15 protein-coding genes are annotated in these 15,368 nt (G+C 72.5%); 10 read left to right on the top strand and 5 right to left on the bottom strand.

Annotated features, from left to right (window positions below):
* The first annotated feature begins 129 nt into the window (after positions 1-129).
* The 4 genes from proP (at position 130) to ACGFZW_RS07355 (ending at position 3,786) form a co-directional block, all read left to right on the top strand.
* Positions 130-1,485: a glycine betaine/L-proline transporter ProP gene (gene proP / locus ACGFZW_RS07370; protein WP_393892364.1), complete on the top strand. Its 1,356-nt coding sequence runs from the start codon at positions 130-132 to the stop codon at positions 1,483-1,485.
* A gap of 141 nt (positions 1,486-1,626) precedes the next feature.
* Complete coding sequence (locus ACGFZW_RS07365; RefSeq protein ID WP_393892067.1) at positions 1,627-2,751, top strand: DUF2330 domain-containing protein; 1,125 nt, start codon at positions 1,627-1,629, stop codon at positions 2,749-2,751.
* 77 nt (positions 2,752-2,828) lie between these two features.
* Positions 2,829-3,158 carry an antibiotic biosynthesis monooxygenase family protein gene (locus ACGFZW_RS07360; protein ID WP_393892066.1) on the top strand — a complete coding sequence of 110 codons (330 nt, stop codon included), beginning with the start codon at positions 2,829-2,831 and terminating at the stop codon, positions 3,156-3,158.
* Positions 3,159-3,264: 106 nt separating this feature from the next.
* Positions 3,265-3,786 (top strand): GNAT family N-acetyltransferase, encoded by a 522-nt coding sequence (locus tag ACGFZW_RS07355; protein ID WP_393892065.1) that lies wholly within the window; start codon positions 3,265-3,267, stop codon positions 3,784-3,786.
* A gap of 30 nt (positions 3,787-3,816) precedes the next feature.
* On the opposite strand, the gene ACGFZW_RS07350 is transcribed toward ACGFZW_RS07355, so the two are convergent.
* Complete coding sequence (locus ACGFZW_RS07350; protein ID WP_393892064.1) at positions 3,817-5,892, bottom strand: DHA2 family efflux MFS transporter permease subunit; 2,076 nt, start codon at positions 5,890-5,892, stop codon at positions 3,817-3,819.
* 555 nt (positions 5,893-6,447) lie between these two features.
* Entirely contained in the window at positions 6,448-6,594 is a 147-nt protein-coding gene (locus ACGFZW_RS07345) for a hypothetical protein (RefSeq protein WP_393892063.1), read from the bottom strand.
* Between ACGFZW_RS07345 and ACGFZW_RS07340 the strand changes: the two genes are divergently transcribed.
* Together ACGFZW_RS07340 and ACGFZW_RS07335 are read left to right on the top strand one after the other, a co-directional pair.
* Entirely contained in the window at positions 6,581-7,150 is a 570-nt protein-coding gene (locus ACGFZW_RS07340; RefSeq protein ID WP_393892062.1) for a peptidoglycan-binding protein, read from the top strand. The genes ACGFZW_RS07345 and ACGFZW_RS07340 overlap by 14 nt on opposite strands.
* A 216-nt stretch (positions 7,151-7,366) precedes the next feature.
* On the top strand, positions 7,367-8,029 hold the full coding sequence (locus ACGFZW_RS07335) for an HAD-IA family hydrolase (protein ID WP_393892061.1): 663 nt from the start codon (positions 7,367-7,369) through the stop codon (positions 8,027-8,029).
* A gap of 104 nt (positions 8,030-8,133) precedes the next feature.
* On the opposite strand, the gene ACGFZW_RS07330 is transcribed toward ACGFZW_RS07335, so the two are convergent.
* Positions 8,134-8,715 (bottom strand): TMEM165/GDT1 family protein, encoded by a 582-nt coding sequence (locus ACGFZW_RS07330; protein WP_393892060.1) that lies wholly within the window; start codon positions 8,713-8,715, stop codon positions 8,134-8,136.
* A 188-nt stretch (positions 8,716-8,903) separates the two neighbouring features.
* Positions 8,904-9,662: an ABC transporter permease gene (locus ACGFZW_RS07325; RefSeq protein ID WP_393892059.1), complete on the bottom strand. Its 759-nt coding sequence runs from the start codon at positions 9,660-9,662 to the stop codon at positions 8,904-8,906.
* Between the two features lie 196 nt (positions 9,663-9,858).
* Between ACGFZW_RS07325 and ACGFZW_RS07320 the strand changes: the two genes are divergently transcribed.
* The 3 genes from ACGFZW_RS07320 to ACGFZW_RS07310 all read left to right on the top strand — a co-directional run bounded on the left by ACGFZW_RS07320 (position 9,859) and on the right by ACGFZW_RS07310 (position 13,250).
* Complete coding sequence (locus ACGFZW_RS07320) at positions 9,859-10,503, top strand: HNH endonuclease family protein (protein WP_393892058.1); 645 nt, start codon at positions 9,859-9,861, stop codon at positions 10,501-10,503.
* 195 nt (positions 10,504-10,698) lie between these two features.
* Positions 10,699-12,552 (top strand): alkaline phosphatase D family protein, encoded by a 1,854-nt coding sequence (locus ACGFZW_RS07315; RefSeq protein WP_393892057.1) that lies wholly within the window; start codon positions 10,699-10,701, stop codon positions 12,550-12,552.
* Positions 12,553-12,782: 230 nt separating this feature from the next.
* Positions 12,783-13,250, top strand: coding sequence for a DoxX family protein (locus ACGFZW_RS07310; RefSeq protein WP_393892056.1), 468 nt, complete (start codon positions 12,783-12,785; stop codon positions 13,248-13,250).
* A 137-nt stretch (positions 13,251-13,387) separates the two neighbouring features.
* On the opposite strand, the gene ACGFZW_RS07305 is transcribed toward ACGFZW_RS07310, so the two are convergent.
* Entirely contained in the window at positions 13,388-13,999 is a 612-nt protein-coding gene (locus ACGFZW_RS07305) for a superoxide dismutase family protein (protein ID WP_393892055.1), read from the bottom strand.
* Between the two features lie 538 nt (positions 14,000-14,537).
* Here ACGFZW_RS07305 and ACGFZW_RS07300 point away from each other — a divergent pair.
* Positions 14,538-15,191: a DedA family protein gene (locus ACGFZW_RS07300; RefSeq protein WP_393892054.1), complete on the top strand. Its 654-nt coding sequence runs from the start codon at positions 14,538-14,540 to the stop codon at positions 15,189-15,191.
* Positions 15,192-15,368: the final 177 nt, after the last annotated feature.

The following is a 15,368-nucleotide window of genomic DNA, read 5'->3' as shown; positions in this document are numbered from 1 at the left end:
GCGAGCGAGCACGTGCCGACGCAGTCCCCCGTCGCACCCGGTTCCGGTACCCACGGTGACGGCCGAGACAAGGCCGCACCCGACCTGGAGAAGCGGACGGCGGGCGGGCCCACCGTCGTCGATCCCGTGATGGTCAAGCGCGCGGTGTCGGCCGCCGCGCTCGGCAATGCGATGGAGTGGTTCGACTTCGGCGTCTACAGCTACATCGCGGTCACCCTCGGACACGTCTTCTTCCCGTCCGGGAACCCGACCGCGCAGTTGCTGTCGACGTTCGGAGCGTTCGCGGCGGCCTTCTTGGTGCGTCCGCTCGGCGGCATGGTCTTCGGTCCGCTCGGCGACCGGATCGGGCGGCAGAAGGTCCTCGCCATCACCATGATCATGATGGCGGCCGGCACCTTCGCCATCGGCCTGATCCCCTCATACGCCTCCATCGGCGTGGGGGCGCCCGTCCTGCTGCTCGTGGCCCGCCTGGTGCAGGGTTTCTCCACCGGCGGTGAGTACGGCGGCGCCGCCACCTTCATCGCCGAGTACGCGCCCGACAAGAAGCGCGGATTCCTCGGCAGCTGGCTGGAGTTCGGCACCCTGGCCGGCTACGTCGGCGGCGCCGGCCTGGTCACCCTGATGACGGCGCTGCTGTCCACCGACGACCTCCACTCCTGGGGCTGGCGCATCCCGTTCCTGATCGCGGGCCCGATGGGCATCATCGGGCTCTATCTGCGGATGCGGCTGGAGGAGACCCCGGCCTTCGCCCGGCTGGAGAAGGAGGCGCGGACGAAGGAGAAGAAGCGCCGGGAGGCGGAGAAGCGCGCCGGCATCCGCGAGATGGTCTTCGGCCAGTGGCGGGCGATGCTGCTGTGCGTCGGCCTGGTCCTGGTCTTCAACGTCACCGACTACATGCTGCTGTCGTACATGCCGAGCTATCTCACCTCGGAGCTGAAGTACGACGAGACGCACGGGCTGCTGGTCGTCCTCGCCGTGATGGTGGTGATGATGTGCGTCCAGCCGTTCGCCGGACGGCTCACCGACCGCTTCGGCCGCCGCCCGGTCATCGCGGCGGGCTGCGCCGGATTCCTGGTGCTTTCGGTGCCCGCACTGCTGCTGATCCGTCAGGGATCGCTGGTCGCGATCGCGCTGGGCATGGCCGCGCTGGGCCTGCTGCTGGTCTGCTTCACCTCGACGATGCCGTCCACGCTGCCCGCGCTGTTCCCGACCAAGATGCGCTACGGCTCGCTGTCGATCGGCTTCAACATCTCCGTCTCGCTCTTCGGCGGCACCACGCCGCTGGTGGTCACCGCCCTCATCGGCGCGACCGGCAACCGGATGATGCCCGCCTACTACATGATGGCGGCGGCCGTCATCGGCGGCATCGCCGTACTGCTGATGTCCGAGAGCGCCCGCAAGCCGCTGCCCGGCTCGCCGCCCGCCGTGGAGAGCGAGGCGGAGGCCCGCGAACTCGCCGGCGCCTCCGGCCGCGCCGCGGCCTGACGGCTCCCCCGGCACCGCCCGCCGGGAAGCACCCGCCTTCACCCGCGGCCCGACGGCGGCGGCCGGAACCGGCGAGACCGCCCCGCCCGTCTGTGACCGTGCCGATCACCTCGATCGGCAGGTCACCGACGGGGGACGGACATGAGCGTGGCGACGGCGCGCACGAGAGGGCGGCAACGGGCCCTGTGGGTGGTGCTGTTCCTGCTGGCGGCACAACTGGTGGCCCTGGCCAGGCCGGCGTACGCCTGTGGGTGCGGGGCGATGGTGCACGACCCGAAGACCGCGCTTGCGGTGGACCGCGAAACCTCCGTCGTGCACTGGGACGGCAGAACCGAGCAGATCGTCATGAGCCTGACGGTCAACGGCACCGCGCCGGACGCCGCCTGGATCATGCCGGTGCCGCACCGGGCCGAGGTGGAACTCGGCGACCCCGTCCTCTTCCAGCAACTCGCCGCAAGGACCTCTCCCGCCGTCGAGCAGCGCCACTACTTCTGGCCCCGTGCCCGGGACTGGCCGTTCGGCGGGGACATGGACGGCGCGGCCGCCCCGGCACCCGGTGCGAAGGGCCCGGGAGTCGGTGTGGTCGGCCGGGAACGCCTCGGCCCCTTCGACGTCGCACGGCTGACCGCCTCCGACCCCGACGCGCTGGGCGACTGGCTGACCTCCCAGGGGTTCCGCCTCCCCGCGTCCCTGGCCACCGAACTGCGCCCGTACGTGCGACAGGGCTGGGAGTACGTCGCGGTGCGGCTGGCCCCCGCCGAGCGGAGCCGCACCTTGTCGGGCACCCTCGAACCGCTCCGGCTGTCCTTCGCCAGCGAGCGCCTCGTCTACCCCATGCGGCTCTCCCGGCTCGCCACCACACCTCAGTCACTGGGCCTGTATGTGCTGGCGTCACACCGGATGGAGCCGCGCAGCGCCATCGGAGGATCGCCCCCGGAGGTTTTCTTCGCCGGCCGGATCCGGCCCACGAAGGCGATACGCGGCCTCACCGGCCGTGGCGACGCCTACCTCACCGCCCTCGACCAGCACTTCCCGCGACCGCAACGGATCAGCGGCGACCACGAACTGCGGCGCGCGGCCGCGGACACCCCGTTCCAGCGGGTGCAGTACGAAGACGTCCTGCTGAAGGTGGGGTCCCTTCCCGCGTGGGTCCTCGCGGTCGGAGCCGTGTCCTCGCTGCCGCCGACGGTCGTCCTGATCGTGCTGCTGTGCCGTCGCCGGTCCGCGCCCCCGCCACCGGGACCGCTCCCCCATCCGCCCGTGTGACCCGCCGACTCCCGCCGCCGTGCCGGTCGAAGGACCTGGGCGACATCCGTTATGCACCATGCGGCACGATGGTTCCCATGAGCATCGTGAAGATCAACGCACTGACCGTGCCGGCCGAGCAGCGTGAGGTTCTGGAGAAGCGCTTCGCCTCCCGGGCCGGAACGGTCGACAGCTCGGACGGCTTCGAGTGGTTCGAGCTGCTGCGCCCCGTCGAGGGCACCGACCAGTACCTCGTCTACACCCGCTGGCGCGACGAGGAGTCCTTCCAGGCATGGATGGAGGGCCCGATGAAGGCCGCGCACCAGGGCGGTGGCGCCGAGGGCGGCGAGCGGCCCAAGCCCGCCGCTTCCGGCTCCACGCTGTGGTCCTTCGAGGTCGTGCAGCAGACGGGCCCCAAGCAGGGCTGACCCCGTCGGGGCGGGTGCGGTGACCCGCCCGCCCCACCGGCCGTGGGGAGCTGCCGGCACCGTGGCCGCGTACGAACCGCCGCGCACCCGCCGCCACAATGGCGTCATGAGTGACGCTGTTGCGCTGCCCCCTCCTTGGGCCCTGTCCGTCGAGCCGTTCCACTCGCCCGACGCCAGGGCCCTGTTGCGGGAGTACTACACCGAGGTCGCCGACCGGTACTTCACGCTGCACCAGGGGCGCCGCTCGACGCCGCAGGAGATCGAGCAGGGACTGGCGGCGTATCCGGAGGACCACCTGGCGCCGCCGAACGGTCTGCTGCTGGTCGCACGGTACGGCGGCGCCCCTGCCGGGTGCGCCGGGGTGCGGCTGCTGGACCCGCGCACCGCGGAACTCAAGCAGATGTTCCTGCGGGCCGACCGGCGGGGCACGGGCGCCGCCGGCGGACTGCTCACGGCCGCCGAGCGGGCCGCGGCCGGCCTGGGGGCCGACCGGATCCGGCTGGACACCCGCCGCGACCTGGTGGAGGCCATCGCGCTCTACCGGCGGCACGGCTTCGTCGAGATCGCGCCCTACCACCACGACGACTACGCCGAGATCTACTTCGAGAAGCGGCTGCCGGCTCTCTAGGAGCCCGCGTACTCCCGTCCGCCCGGCCGCTCACTTCGCGAGGTCCGGCGGGCGCGGCGACGGGGGCGTGCGCGGCACCGCTCGGCGGGCGTCTTCGTGGTGCGGCTCCTCCCCGTCCGAACCGCACAGCTCCTTCGCCAACTCCGCGACGAGTTCGGTGAGATCGGTCGGCCGGTCCCGGGTCCACCAGTCCCCCAGCAGCTCAGCGAGCGACTCCTGCCGCGCGGCCGACAGCCGGCTCGCCGTCTCCCGGCCGCGGTCGGTGAGCAGCAGCAACAGCCCTTCGCGCGCGGCCAGCCCGCGCACCTCCACCTGGCGGACGGCCTCGGAGATCACCCCGTGCGGCACGGTGCTGCGCTCGGCGAGCAGGCCCGGCTCCACCGAGCCGTAGCGGTACATCCGCAGCACCAGCCAGCTCGCCGCCGGTCTGAGGTCCAGGCCGGCCCGGGCCGTGATCTTCTCGTAGATGTGCTTGCGGCCCTCCAGGCTGCCGAGTTTGGACAGCGCGCGAGCGCATTCGTCGCGTGAGGAGCGCTCGACGGGGTTGGAGGAGACCACCTCGCTGGTGTCCGGCGCGGTGACGCTGCCGCGCAACGGCTCCTCCTTGAGGAACCAGGCCAGTACGAACGCGACGAGGACGACCGGCACGGCGTAGAGGAAGACATCCGTGATCGAGACGGAATAGGCGTTGAGCACCCCGGTCGCCTGATCGGCCGGCAGCCGCGCCACGGTCCTCGGGTCCTCCGCGAGACTCGACGGGTCGATGCCGGGCGGCAGTTGCTGCCCGGCGAGGGCACCGGAGATCCGCGGCGCGAGCTTGTTCGCGAAGATCGTGCCGAAGATGGAGACGCCGAAGGAGGCGCCGATGGAGCGGAAGAACGTCGCCCCGGAGGTGGCCACTCCCAGGTCCTGGTACGGGACGGCGTTCTGCACGATGAGCACCAGCACCTGCATGACCAGGCCGAGCCCGAAGCCGAAGACGAAGAAGTAGACGCTCATCGCGGCGACGCTGCTGGCCGGGTCGAGTTGGTGCAGCAACAGCAGGCCGACGGCCACCACCGCGGTGCCGGCGATCGGGAAGACCTTGTAGCGCCCGGTGCGGCTGACGATCTGCCCGGAGCCGGTGGACGCGATCAGCATGCCGAGCACCATCGGCAGCATGTGCACCCCGGACAGCGTCGGCGACACCCCCTGGACGACCTGGAGGAACGTCGGCAGATACGTCATCGATCCGAACATCGCGAAGCCGATGACGAATCCGATGACCGAGCAGAGGGTGAACGTGCGGAGCGTGAACAGGCGCAGCGGCAGGACCGGTTCGGCCGCCCGGCGCTCGACGGCGACGAACGCGACGAGCAGCACGGCGCCGAGGACGCCGAGCCCGATGATCTGCCAGGAGCCCCACGGGAAGCTGACCCCGCCGAGGGAGGTCATCAGCACCAGGGACGCGGCGACGGCGGCGATCAGGGCGGTGCCGAGGTAGTCGATCCGGTGCGGGGTGCGGCGGACCGGGATGTGCAGCACGGTGGCGATGACGGCGAGGGCGACGACGCCGATGGGGAGGTTGATGTAGAAGACCCAGCGCCAGCTGAGGTGGTCGACGAACACCCCGCCCAGAAGCGGCCCGAGGACGCTCGTACCGCCGAAGACGGCACCGAAGAGGCCCTGGTACTTGCCGCGTTCGCGGGGCGGCACGATGTCGCCGACGATCGCCATGGACAGCACGATCAGGCCGCCGCCGCCCAGGCCCTGGAGCGCCCGGAAACCGATGAGTTGCGGCATGTTCTGCGCGACGCCGCAGAGCACCGAGCCGAGCAGGAAGATCACGATGGCGGTCTGGAACAGCTTCTTGCGGCCGTACTGGTCACCGAGCTTGCCCCACAGGGGAGTCGCCGCCGTCGACGCCAGGAGGTAGGCGGTGACCACCCAGGAGAGATGGTCCAGGCCGCCCAGCTCGCTGACGATCGTGGGCAGCGCGGTGGCCACGATCGTCTGGTCCAGGGCCGCGATCAGCATGCCGAGCAACAGCGCGCCGATCGCGACGAGGACCGTCCGTGTGGACTGGCCCTCGCCGGGAACCGCAGGTGCGCCGGCGTCCTGCGCCATGTACGTCTCCCTCTGTTCCGGCCGTCCTCTCCTGTCACGACGGCCCTTCGGAGCTTTCGGAGCTTTCATCCATCCTGGTGGCAATCACCCGATACGGCCCGCCGAGAGGCGGTCCGGTGGTCCCGGTCGCCCGGTCGTCACGCGAGGGACACCTGACGGATGTTGCGGAGTGCCTGTGCGGAGCCGGGCCGCCTCTGGATAATCGCTGCCGGTTCGAGGACCGCCAGGGAGGGGACCGCTCGTGACGGCAGGATCATGCCCGCACTGCTTCGCACCCGTACGAGGAGACGGCCGGCCCTCCTGCCTGTGCGCGGCGGCCGGCGCCGAGGACTTTGATCCGCTGCACATACGGCCATACGTGTCGTTACGCGAGGCGGACGGGGACCCGGACGGCGCGGATGCGACAGCCGGGGCGCATGGGACGTGCGGGGCAGCGGCGTCCGCCCCGGCGCGGCCCGTCGAGGCGACGCCTGCCGATGCACCGCCCGCCCCCGTACCGCCTGCCCCCGTACCGCCTGCCGACCCCGCGCCTGCCGACGCGCAGCCCGCCACCGCTCATGTCCCCGCACTGCGGCGCCGCGCCGGGCCGACCTCCAGGACGTTCACCTCGGCGCCGGCCGAGGTTGAGCCGACGGCACCCGCCGGCAGCTCGTCGCGCGGCCCCCGCAGCCGGCGTACCGTCCCCGCCGTGCTGGCGGTCACCGGGGCAGCCGTGGCAGCCGCCGTCGTGCTCATCGCCGGCGAAGCGCTGTCCGGCGGGGGACGCCATGAGGCCGCGCTGCCCGACCAGGGCACCGCCGCCCCCACCGCGGCCTTCCCGACCAGCGGCGACCCGCACCCCCCGACGGCCAGCGCGAGCCCCTCCCCCGCCTCGCCGCCTCCGCCTTCCCGGGAAGTCAGCACACGCTCGGCCCCCGACGGCACGCCGGAGCTGTACCGGACCTCCACACCGCGCCCTCCCGTACCGACCCGGGCGGCCGGAAGCGTCACGGCGGCCCCCGGCAGCCAGGGGCCGAGCGCCCCGCCCACCGGGCCGATCGAGCTGCGCGAAGGGTCCAGCGGCCCCGAGGTCGCGGAGTTGCAGGACCGCCTGAGGCAGCTGGCGCTGTATGTGGGCGGCGACGACGGCCGGTACGACGCAGGCGTTCGCGCCGCGGTCTCCCGGTACCAGCGGGCCTACGGCGTCCACGGCGACCCGGACGGCGTGTACGGCGCAGCCACCCGCGCGTCCCTGGAGTCGCGGACCAGCGAGCCGTAGCCGCCGGAACGGGCCCGGCGGAGCCGCCGGGCCCGCCTCTGACCAGGGCCGGTTGTCGGCACCCGGAAACGTTTTGTATCGTGTAGGAACAAAGTGGTTCCGCCCGTTTTCCCTGACCGGCGGGCGGGACCGCTTGTGTTCTCGGCCGGGACCGGTTCGGTTCTCGGCACGACGCTGTCCGATCAGCACCCGCCCGTAGCGCTCAGGAGCCCGCCGATGACGGCCACCACCACGCTCACCGCCCGCGCACTGCTGCTGGACATGGACAGCACGATCGTGAACTCCGAAGCCGTCGTCGAGCGCTGCTGGCGGCGCTGGGCGGCCGAGCGGGAACTGCCGGTGGAGGACGTCCTCAAGGTCGTGCACGGCCGTCAGGGCTGGGCCACCATGGCCGCGCTGCTCCCGGACCGCCCGATGGAACTCAACATGGCGGACAACCGCCGGATGCTGGAGCAGGAGACCGCCGACACCGAAGGCGTCGTGCCGGTCCCGGGCGCCCCCGCCTTCATGGACGCGATCGCCGGCCTCCCGCACGCCCTGGTGACCTCCGCCGACATCGCCCTCTCGGACGCCCGGATGGGCGCGGCCGGGCTCGCCATGCCGTCCGTACGGATCACCGCGGAGTGTGTGAGCGCCAGCAAGCCCGACCCGGAGGGCTTCCTCAAGGGTGCGGCCGAGCTGGGGTACGCCCCCGAGGACTGCCTCGTCTTCGAGGACTCCGAGGCCGGTATCGCCGCCGGCCACGCGGCGGGCATGCGCGTCGTCGGCGTCGGCGACCGCGCCGCCGCGTTCGCCCCCACGGCGCACGTCCGCGATCTCACCCCGATCCGCGTCGAGGCACTGCCCGACGGCACCATCGCCCTGCACCTGACGTCCTGAGCCTGCCCGCGCCACGACAACGGCCCGGCCCGCCTTCCGAGGCGGGCAGGGCCGTTCGCATGCGACGTCCCGGGAGCGGGCCCTGCGCAGCCCGGCCGGGCCCGTCAGCCCGCGATGGCCTCGTACAGGCTGAACCCGGCCAGCAGGATCATGACGCCGGCCGCGACCTTGGTGATGAGCTTGAGCGGGACGTATTTCATCAGCGTGCGGCCGCCCAGGATGCCGAGGCCCGCCACAGCCCACAGGGCCAGCACCGCGCCGACGCCGACCGAGACCGGGTCGTCGTAGCGGGCGGCGAGGTTGGCCGTCATGATCTGCGTCAGGTCACCGAACTCGGCCACCAGGATCATCATGAAGCCCGCCCCTGAGACCTTCCAGAAGCTCTGGTCGGCGGGCTTCTTGACCTCTTCCTCCGCATCGTCCTTCTTGAACAGCAGGACGGCGGCGCCCGCCAGGAAGAGGACACCCACGACCGCCTGCACCAAGCGGTGCGGGAGCAGGGTGAGCACGCTGCCCGCGGCGATGGCGAGCGCGACATGGACCAGGAACGCGGCGGCGACCCCGACGAAGACGTAGGAGGCGCGGTAGCGGGTGCCGAGCATCAGCCCGGCGAGGGCGGTCTTGTCGGGCAGCTCGGCGAGAAAGACGACGCCGAAGACGACGGCTGCGACGGTGAAGCTGAACACGGGGCTGAATACCTCGATCGGTCGGGCCGCACCGAAAAGCCCCGGGAAGAGGGATCGCTTCGGCACGGCAGCGTCAAACACTGCGGCCGAAGGTCTCGCTGGCCCGCCACCGCGATCCGCGGTCCGACAAGCCTCCGGGCGCCGGCTCTCCACGAGGGAGGGCAGTATGTCGACGGTCCGGCGAAGAGCTACTCCCCTTCTGCTGGCGTCAAGGGTACGCGGTGCATCCGTCCGCACGCCACCAGCTCCAGCACCACCGCGCAGGCCGTCGCCTGCACCGCGAGCAGCGCGACCAGCACGAACAGCTGCACCGCACCGGCCTGTACGGGCGAGGCGCCGCCCAGCAGCATCCCGACGAACGCGCCGGGGAGTGTGACCAGACCCACGGTGCGGGTCTGGTCGAGTCCCGGCAGCAGCGCGTCCGAGGCGGCGGGGCGGGCGACCTCCATCCGGGCGTCCCGCTCCGGAAGGCCGAGCGCGAGCCCCGCCTCCACCTCGCCGCGCCGGGTCTCCAGCTCGTCCAGTGCGCGCCGCCCCCCGAGCACGGTGGCGGTCAGCGCGCCGCCGATGAGGATGCCGGCGACGGGGATCAGGGCGAGACCGCGCGGCGGCACCAGACCCGTCAGCAACAGGACCCCGACGACCGGCACCACTCCCGCGGCGATCGGCACCGACGCCCACCACCAGGTGCGGTTGCCGGTGATGCGGCGGCCCGCGGTCCGCGCCGCCACCGTGAACATCAGCAGGAGGAAGCACAGCAGCCACGGCACCGCGCTGACGACCCAGCCGATGAGGTAGGAGACGGCGGTCAGCTGGACGGCGGCACGCAGCCCGGCGACGGCGACCGCGCGGGCGTGCCCCAGACGCGCCAGCGCGACGACGGCCACGGCCACGACCAGCAGGACGGCGAGGACGACCCCGAGAGTGACATTCACCGGCAGCAGCACGCGCTCACTGTAGGGGCGTGTGCGCGGGAGCATCCCAACCGAAATGCCCTGACACGCACATGGCGGGGCGTCAGCCCCTTGTACTGACGTGAGCATGTCGCCACTCTGTTACCTGGTGCCCATCGTGTGGAAACCCCACCTCGCCACCATGGGCCCGCACCGCACGTCAACTTCCCCCCACTTCAAGGGAGTTCCGATGTCAAAGGTCTACGCGCGTCGCGTGTCCGTCGCCGCGGGTTCGGCCGCCGCGCTGGTCTGCACGCTGATGCTGAGCGGGCAGACCGCCCAGGCGGCACCGCCGAGCCCGCCGAGCGCGGCCACCGCCCGTACGTACCTCGGCGAGATCAAGGAGCAGGCCGAGGGCCCGCAGGACGGCTACAGCCGCGACAAGTTCCCGCACTGGATCGAGCAGGGGGACAGCTGCAACACCCGTGAGGTGGTGCTCAAGCGCGACGGCACGGACGTACAGCAGGACGGCAGCTGCGCGGCGGTGAGCGGCAAGTGGGTCTCGGCCTACGACGACGCGACCTGGACCCAGGCGTCCGACCTGGACATCGACCACGTCATACCGCTGTCCGAGGCATGGAAGTCGGGCGCAGCGCAGTGGACCACGGAGCGCCGCCAGGAACTCGCCAACGACCTCACGCACTCCCAGCTGATCGCCGTCACCGACAACCTCAACCAGGAGAAGGGCGACAAGGACCCGGCCGAGTGGCTGCCCCCGAAGACCTCCTACCGCTGCGAGTACGCCCGGATGTGGGTGTGGGTGAAGCACGAGTACGGCATGACCGCGGACTCCCCCGAGAAGGCCGCTCTCAAGAAGATCCTCGACGCCTGCTGAGCGGCCACCGCGCACCGCCTCCCCGCGGGTGACGCGGCGCGCCCGCCCGTCGGTCGGACCCCCGGCCGACGGGCACGCCGCCGCCCGCGCCCCCACCGCGCGCCGTCTCCTCCTATCCTCTGACCACGCCGTGGCTGACCACGGCGGCTCTGATCGCGAGGTACGGGCACCACGCCCGCACAAGGGAGGGCACCGATGGCCGGACTGCGCTTGGGGCCGCTGCTGCGGTACGTCGACGCCGGGAGCGCGACGGTGTGGGTGGAGACCGACCGCCCGTGCGAGGTCCGCATCCGCTGCGAAAGCGGGGCGGGCGGCGTGGACCGCACCTGGCAGGTGGCCGGGCACCACTACGCGCTCGTCCCGGTGACCGGCCTGACACCCGGCAGCGAGACGCCCTACGAGGTCCTGCTGGACGACCAGCAGGTCTGGCCGCTGCCCGGCAGCCACTTCCCCGTCAGCACGATCCGCGCCCTCCCGGCCGGACCGGACGGGTCCGCGAGACCCGGAGGCACGGACCGCCCGAAGGACGCGCCTTCCGCGTCCCCGGCCGACTCCCCTTCCGACGGCGGGCTGCGCATCGCCTTCGGCTCCTGCCGCTGGTCCGCGACACCCTCCCGGGCCGCGCACGACCCGGTCGGCCCGGACGCGCTGGACACCCTCGCCGCCAGGCTGGGCGCCCACCCCGAGGGCGAACGCCCCGATGTCCTGCTGCTGTTGGGCGACCAGGTCTACGCCGACCAGACCTCGGAGGCGACCGCCCGCCTGCTGGCCCGGCACCGGGACGTCACCGAGCCGCCGTGGAAGCAGGTCGCCGACTTCGAGGAGTACACCCACCTCTACTACGAGTCCTGGCTCGACCCCGAGGTCCGCTGGCTGCTGTCCACGGTCCCCAGCTGCATGATCTTCGACGACCACGACGTGATCGACGACTGGAACACCTCGGCGGCCTGGCGCGCCGAGATCCGGGCGACCTCGTGGTGGCGCGACCGGATCCAGGGCGGCCTGATGTCGTACTGGGTCCACCAGCACCTGGGCAATCTGTCGCCCGCGGAACTGGCGGCCGACGAGGTGTACGGCCGGGTCCGGGCGGTGCCCGACGGGACGGACGCGGTGCGGGAGTTCGCCGCCGCCGCGGACGCCGACCCGACCACCGCGCGCTGGAGCTACCGCCGCGACCTCGGCCGGGTACGCCTCGTCATGGTCGACACCCGCGCCAACCGTGTCCTGGAGGAGGGCAGCCGCGCGATGCTCGACAAGGGCGAGGCGGACTGGCTGCGCCAGCAGGTGCTGGACGGGCACGGCTCCTACGACCACCTGCTGATCGGCAGCTCGCTGCCGTGGCTGCTGCCCCACCTCATCCACGCCGCGGAGGGCTGGAACGCCGCACTGTGCGCCGGGGAACGCGGCCCCCGCTGGGCCCGCCACAGCGAGTCCCTGCGGCAGCGGGCCGACCTGGAGCACTGGTCGGCGTTCCCGGAGTCGTTCGCCGCACTCGGTGACCTGATCGCCGAGGCCGGGTCCGGGGACGGCGCGCCGGCCACGATCTGCGTGCTGTCCGGCGACGTCCACCACGCGTACGTCGCGGAACCGCGCTGGCGCACCCGCACCACCGGCCGCCACCCGGGCCTCCCCGGCAAGGGCGCCCCGGACGGGCCCGACGAGGTCCGGACGCCGCACGGCCGCCGGCCCACCAGCCGGGTCCTGCAGCTGACCTGCTCGCCCGTCCACAACAGCATCCCCGCCTCGATACAGGCCGGTTTCCGCTTCGGCTGGAGCCGGGCCGGACGATGGCTGGGGAAGGTGTTCGCCCGGCACGGCCGGCTCGGCCCGCCGCCGGTCAAGTGGCGGCGTACCGGCGGCCCGTGGTTCGGCAATCAGCTGATGACGCTGACGGTGCACGGCCGCGCGGCGCGGCTGCGGCTCGACCAGACCCGCCGTGAGAAGGAAGGCGACGTCCGTCTCGTGACGGTGTGGAGCGATTCCCTGGCCGGTTCGCGCATTGCTGGGGAAGGCGATGACCTGGCGGGGGCGGCCCCCACTGACGGCTGACCGGTCGGCCGCCGGCTGCGGATTCCGCCATTCTCTGCGCCGGACTTCCGCACCGGGCACTCCCGGCCCCGGCGGCCCCACCGGCCCCCCTTCAACCTGTCGGACCCACGGGATCCACCGGTGCGGATTCCCCATCCGGCCAACGTTTGAACTTGCAAGTAATGGTTAGGCGTCCCTAACCTATGCTCCAATCGGTTGCCGTCCTCCCAGAAACCGTAGGAGTCCCCCACATGTCCGCTCCCCTGAGCTCGCTCACACAAAGAGCCACCCCGCACGCGCTCGCGCTCTTCCGCATCGTCGTCGGGCTGCTCTTCGCCTGCCACGGCGCCGCCTCGCTCTTCGGCGTCCTCGGCGGGGCGATGGGCAACGGCTCCACCGTCCCGGCAGGTTCCTGGCCCGGCTGGTACGCCGCGGTCATCCAGCTCGTCGGCGGCGCCCTGGTGATGCTCGGTCTCGGCACCCGCGGCGCGGCCTTCATCAGCTCCGGCTCGATGGCGTACGCGTACTTCTCCAGCCACCAGGGTTCGGCGCTGTGGCCGATACAGAACGGCGGTGAGCCCTCCGCGATGTTCTGCTGGGCGTTCCTGCTGATCGTGTTCGTCGGCCCCGGCGCCTGGTCGCTCGACCGGCTCTTCTTCGGCTCCCGGCAGCCCGAGGAGCAGGTGGCGCCCCCGCGGCGCGAGCCCAGCGCCGCTTGACGCACTCCGGCCGGAGACCGCTCGCTCCGGCCCCGCACGGCCCGTTCGGCGTCCCCTGCCGAACGGGCCGTGCGGCGTTCGGGGGGCGGGCGGGGGCCGATGCGGCCCGTACGCCGGAGGTGCAGGCGGGGCCGGCGTCAGCGCGCGCCGCCCGCCCGGTACCAACCCGGCCGCTCGAACATCACGGTGAAACAGGCCAGCCGCTCACCCGCGTCCCCCGCTTCCCCGGGCCCCGTCGCGGTGCGGCGCTCGTGAATCACGACCGACCGCGCCCCACCGGGCCGGAACCGCCAGGTTTGCCGGGAGAACGCGGCGCCGTTCCCCTTGTCGTTGGTGGTGAAGTCCAGCCAGACCTCGTTGCGCGCGTTGGCGAAGAAGGGGTCGGTGGACGGCTGCCGGGGATCCGGGCGGTCCTGGTAAGTCGGCCCGGAGTCCTCGGGCACGGCCCCGCACGGCTTGCTGTGCACATGCGCGCCGTAGGAGTGCCCGGGGCGCAGCCCCTCCACCCGTAGCGAGACCAGCGTGGACCGGCGCACGGCGAACTCACCGACGGAGATCCCCGCACCCGCCGGGACCATCTGCTGGTTGTAGGTCAGGGCGTCGGACGGAATGAGCGCCTTGGGCGGCGCGAAGCGTCCGTGCGTGTGCAGCCAGACCGGGCGGATGCCGCTTTGCGCCCCCGCGGGAGAGGCCGACGTCATCACCGCCACCGACGCCACGGCCCACGCCGTGGCAGCCGCTGTCCCCATGACCCGTACCCCTCGCGCTGCCACCATCGTCCGTCCCTCCGCTCCGATCCGCGCCATGCCCCGCACTTGACGCCTCCGCACACGGCGCGCGGAGCGCGGTCCGCAGACCTGAACCGCGCCGGACGCGCCTTTGACTCGTACAGCTCACACCGTTCTCGGCAGTCCGCCCAGGCGCGCCGCGCACCCGGGTGACAGCGCGGGGAAACGGGTGAAATGCGGCCTCGCGACCGATGCCGGCGGCGCGCGCCGGTGCGATCGACGGCTTGCGGCGGCAGACAGCGGCAGGGCCGCGGGATGCGGCGGCGGACGAAGGGCGGTGCAGCGACGGGATGTAGCGGCACCGGGCGAAGTGGCGGCGCGCGACGGGATGCGGCGGACGGGCGTTTGTGACCCCGCACACTCCCGGGCCGTGACACGTACTACACAAACCACCCCACGCCGCCCAGCGGGCACCGCCAGGCGTACGCTGTATGGCTGTAGAGCCGCCCCTGCCGCCCCGCGCGACGTCGCGGCGGGGTTCGGACCGGGAGTCAAGACGTTGTGGGAAAACCTGGGGTCCCTCAGTGGCACCCCGTGGGTGTATGTGATCGTCAGCCTCTCGGTCGTTCTCGACGTCTTCGTCCCGATCCTGCCGAGCGGTGTCCTGGTGATCGCCGCGGCCACCACCGCCGCCGGCACCAGGTCCGCCGCTGACGCGGTCGGGGCCGTCGATGTCACCGCGTCCGTGCACAGCGGCGCCCACCTGGCGGAGATGTTCGCGCTGGTGCTGTGCGCCGCATCCGCCTCGGTGCTCGGCGACATGGTCGCCTACCGGCTGGCCTGGCGCGGCGGCGACCGCTTCGACCGTGCCATCGGCCGCTCGCGCCGCCTGGCCGCGGCGCAGAAACGACTTGGTGCGGCACTCACCCGAGGGGGCGGCGGCATCGTCGTCCTGGCCCGCTTCGCCCCCGCGGGACGGTCGGTGGTCAGCCTCGGCGCCGGAGTCGCACACCGCACGGTGCGCGAATTCCTCCCCTGGTCGGCGCTGGCCGGCCTCGCCTGGGCCGCGTACAGCGTGAGCCTGGGCTACTTCGGCGGCCAGTGGCTCGGCACCTCCTGGATCAGCACCGCGCTGTCCGTCTTCGCCCTCTTCGCCGCCGGATCGGCCGCGGTCTTCCTGATGCGTCGCCCGGAACGCCGCGCCGCCCACTGACGGGGCGGGGCCCGTGGGCCGGCTTGCGAGCGGGCTCCGGGGCGAGGGCGGCAGCGGGGCGGCACAGGCAAGCCCTGGCACGGGCCTGAGAGGAGTCCTGGTAAGGGCCCTGACAGGGGAACAGCCGGAATATCCCGTGGCCGGTTGTCAGTCCCCGGTGCGAAGCTGAACGGCATG

This window comes from Streptomyces sp. NPDC048248, assembly GCF_043201875.1.
In the GTDB taxonomy this organism is placed as follows: Bacteria; Actinomycetota; Actinomycetes; order Streptomycetales; family Streptomycetaceae; genus Streptomyces.
This window is presented reverse-complemented; position numbering and strand designations above follow the sequence as displayed.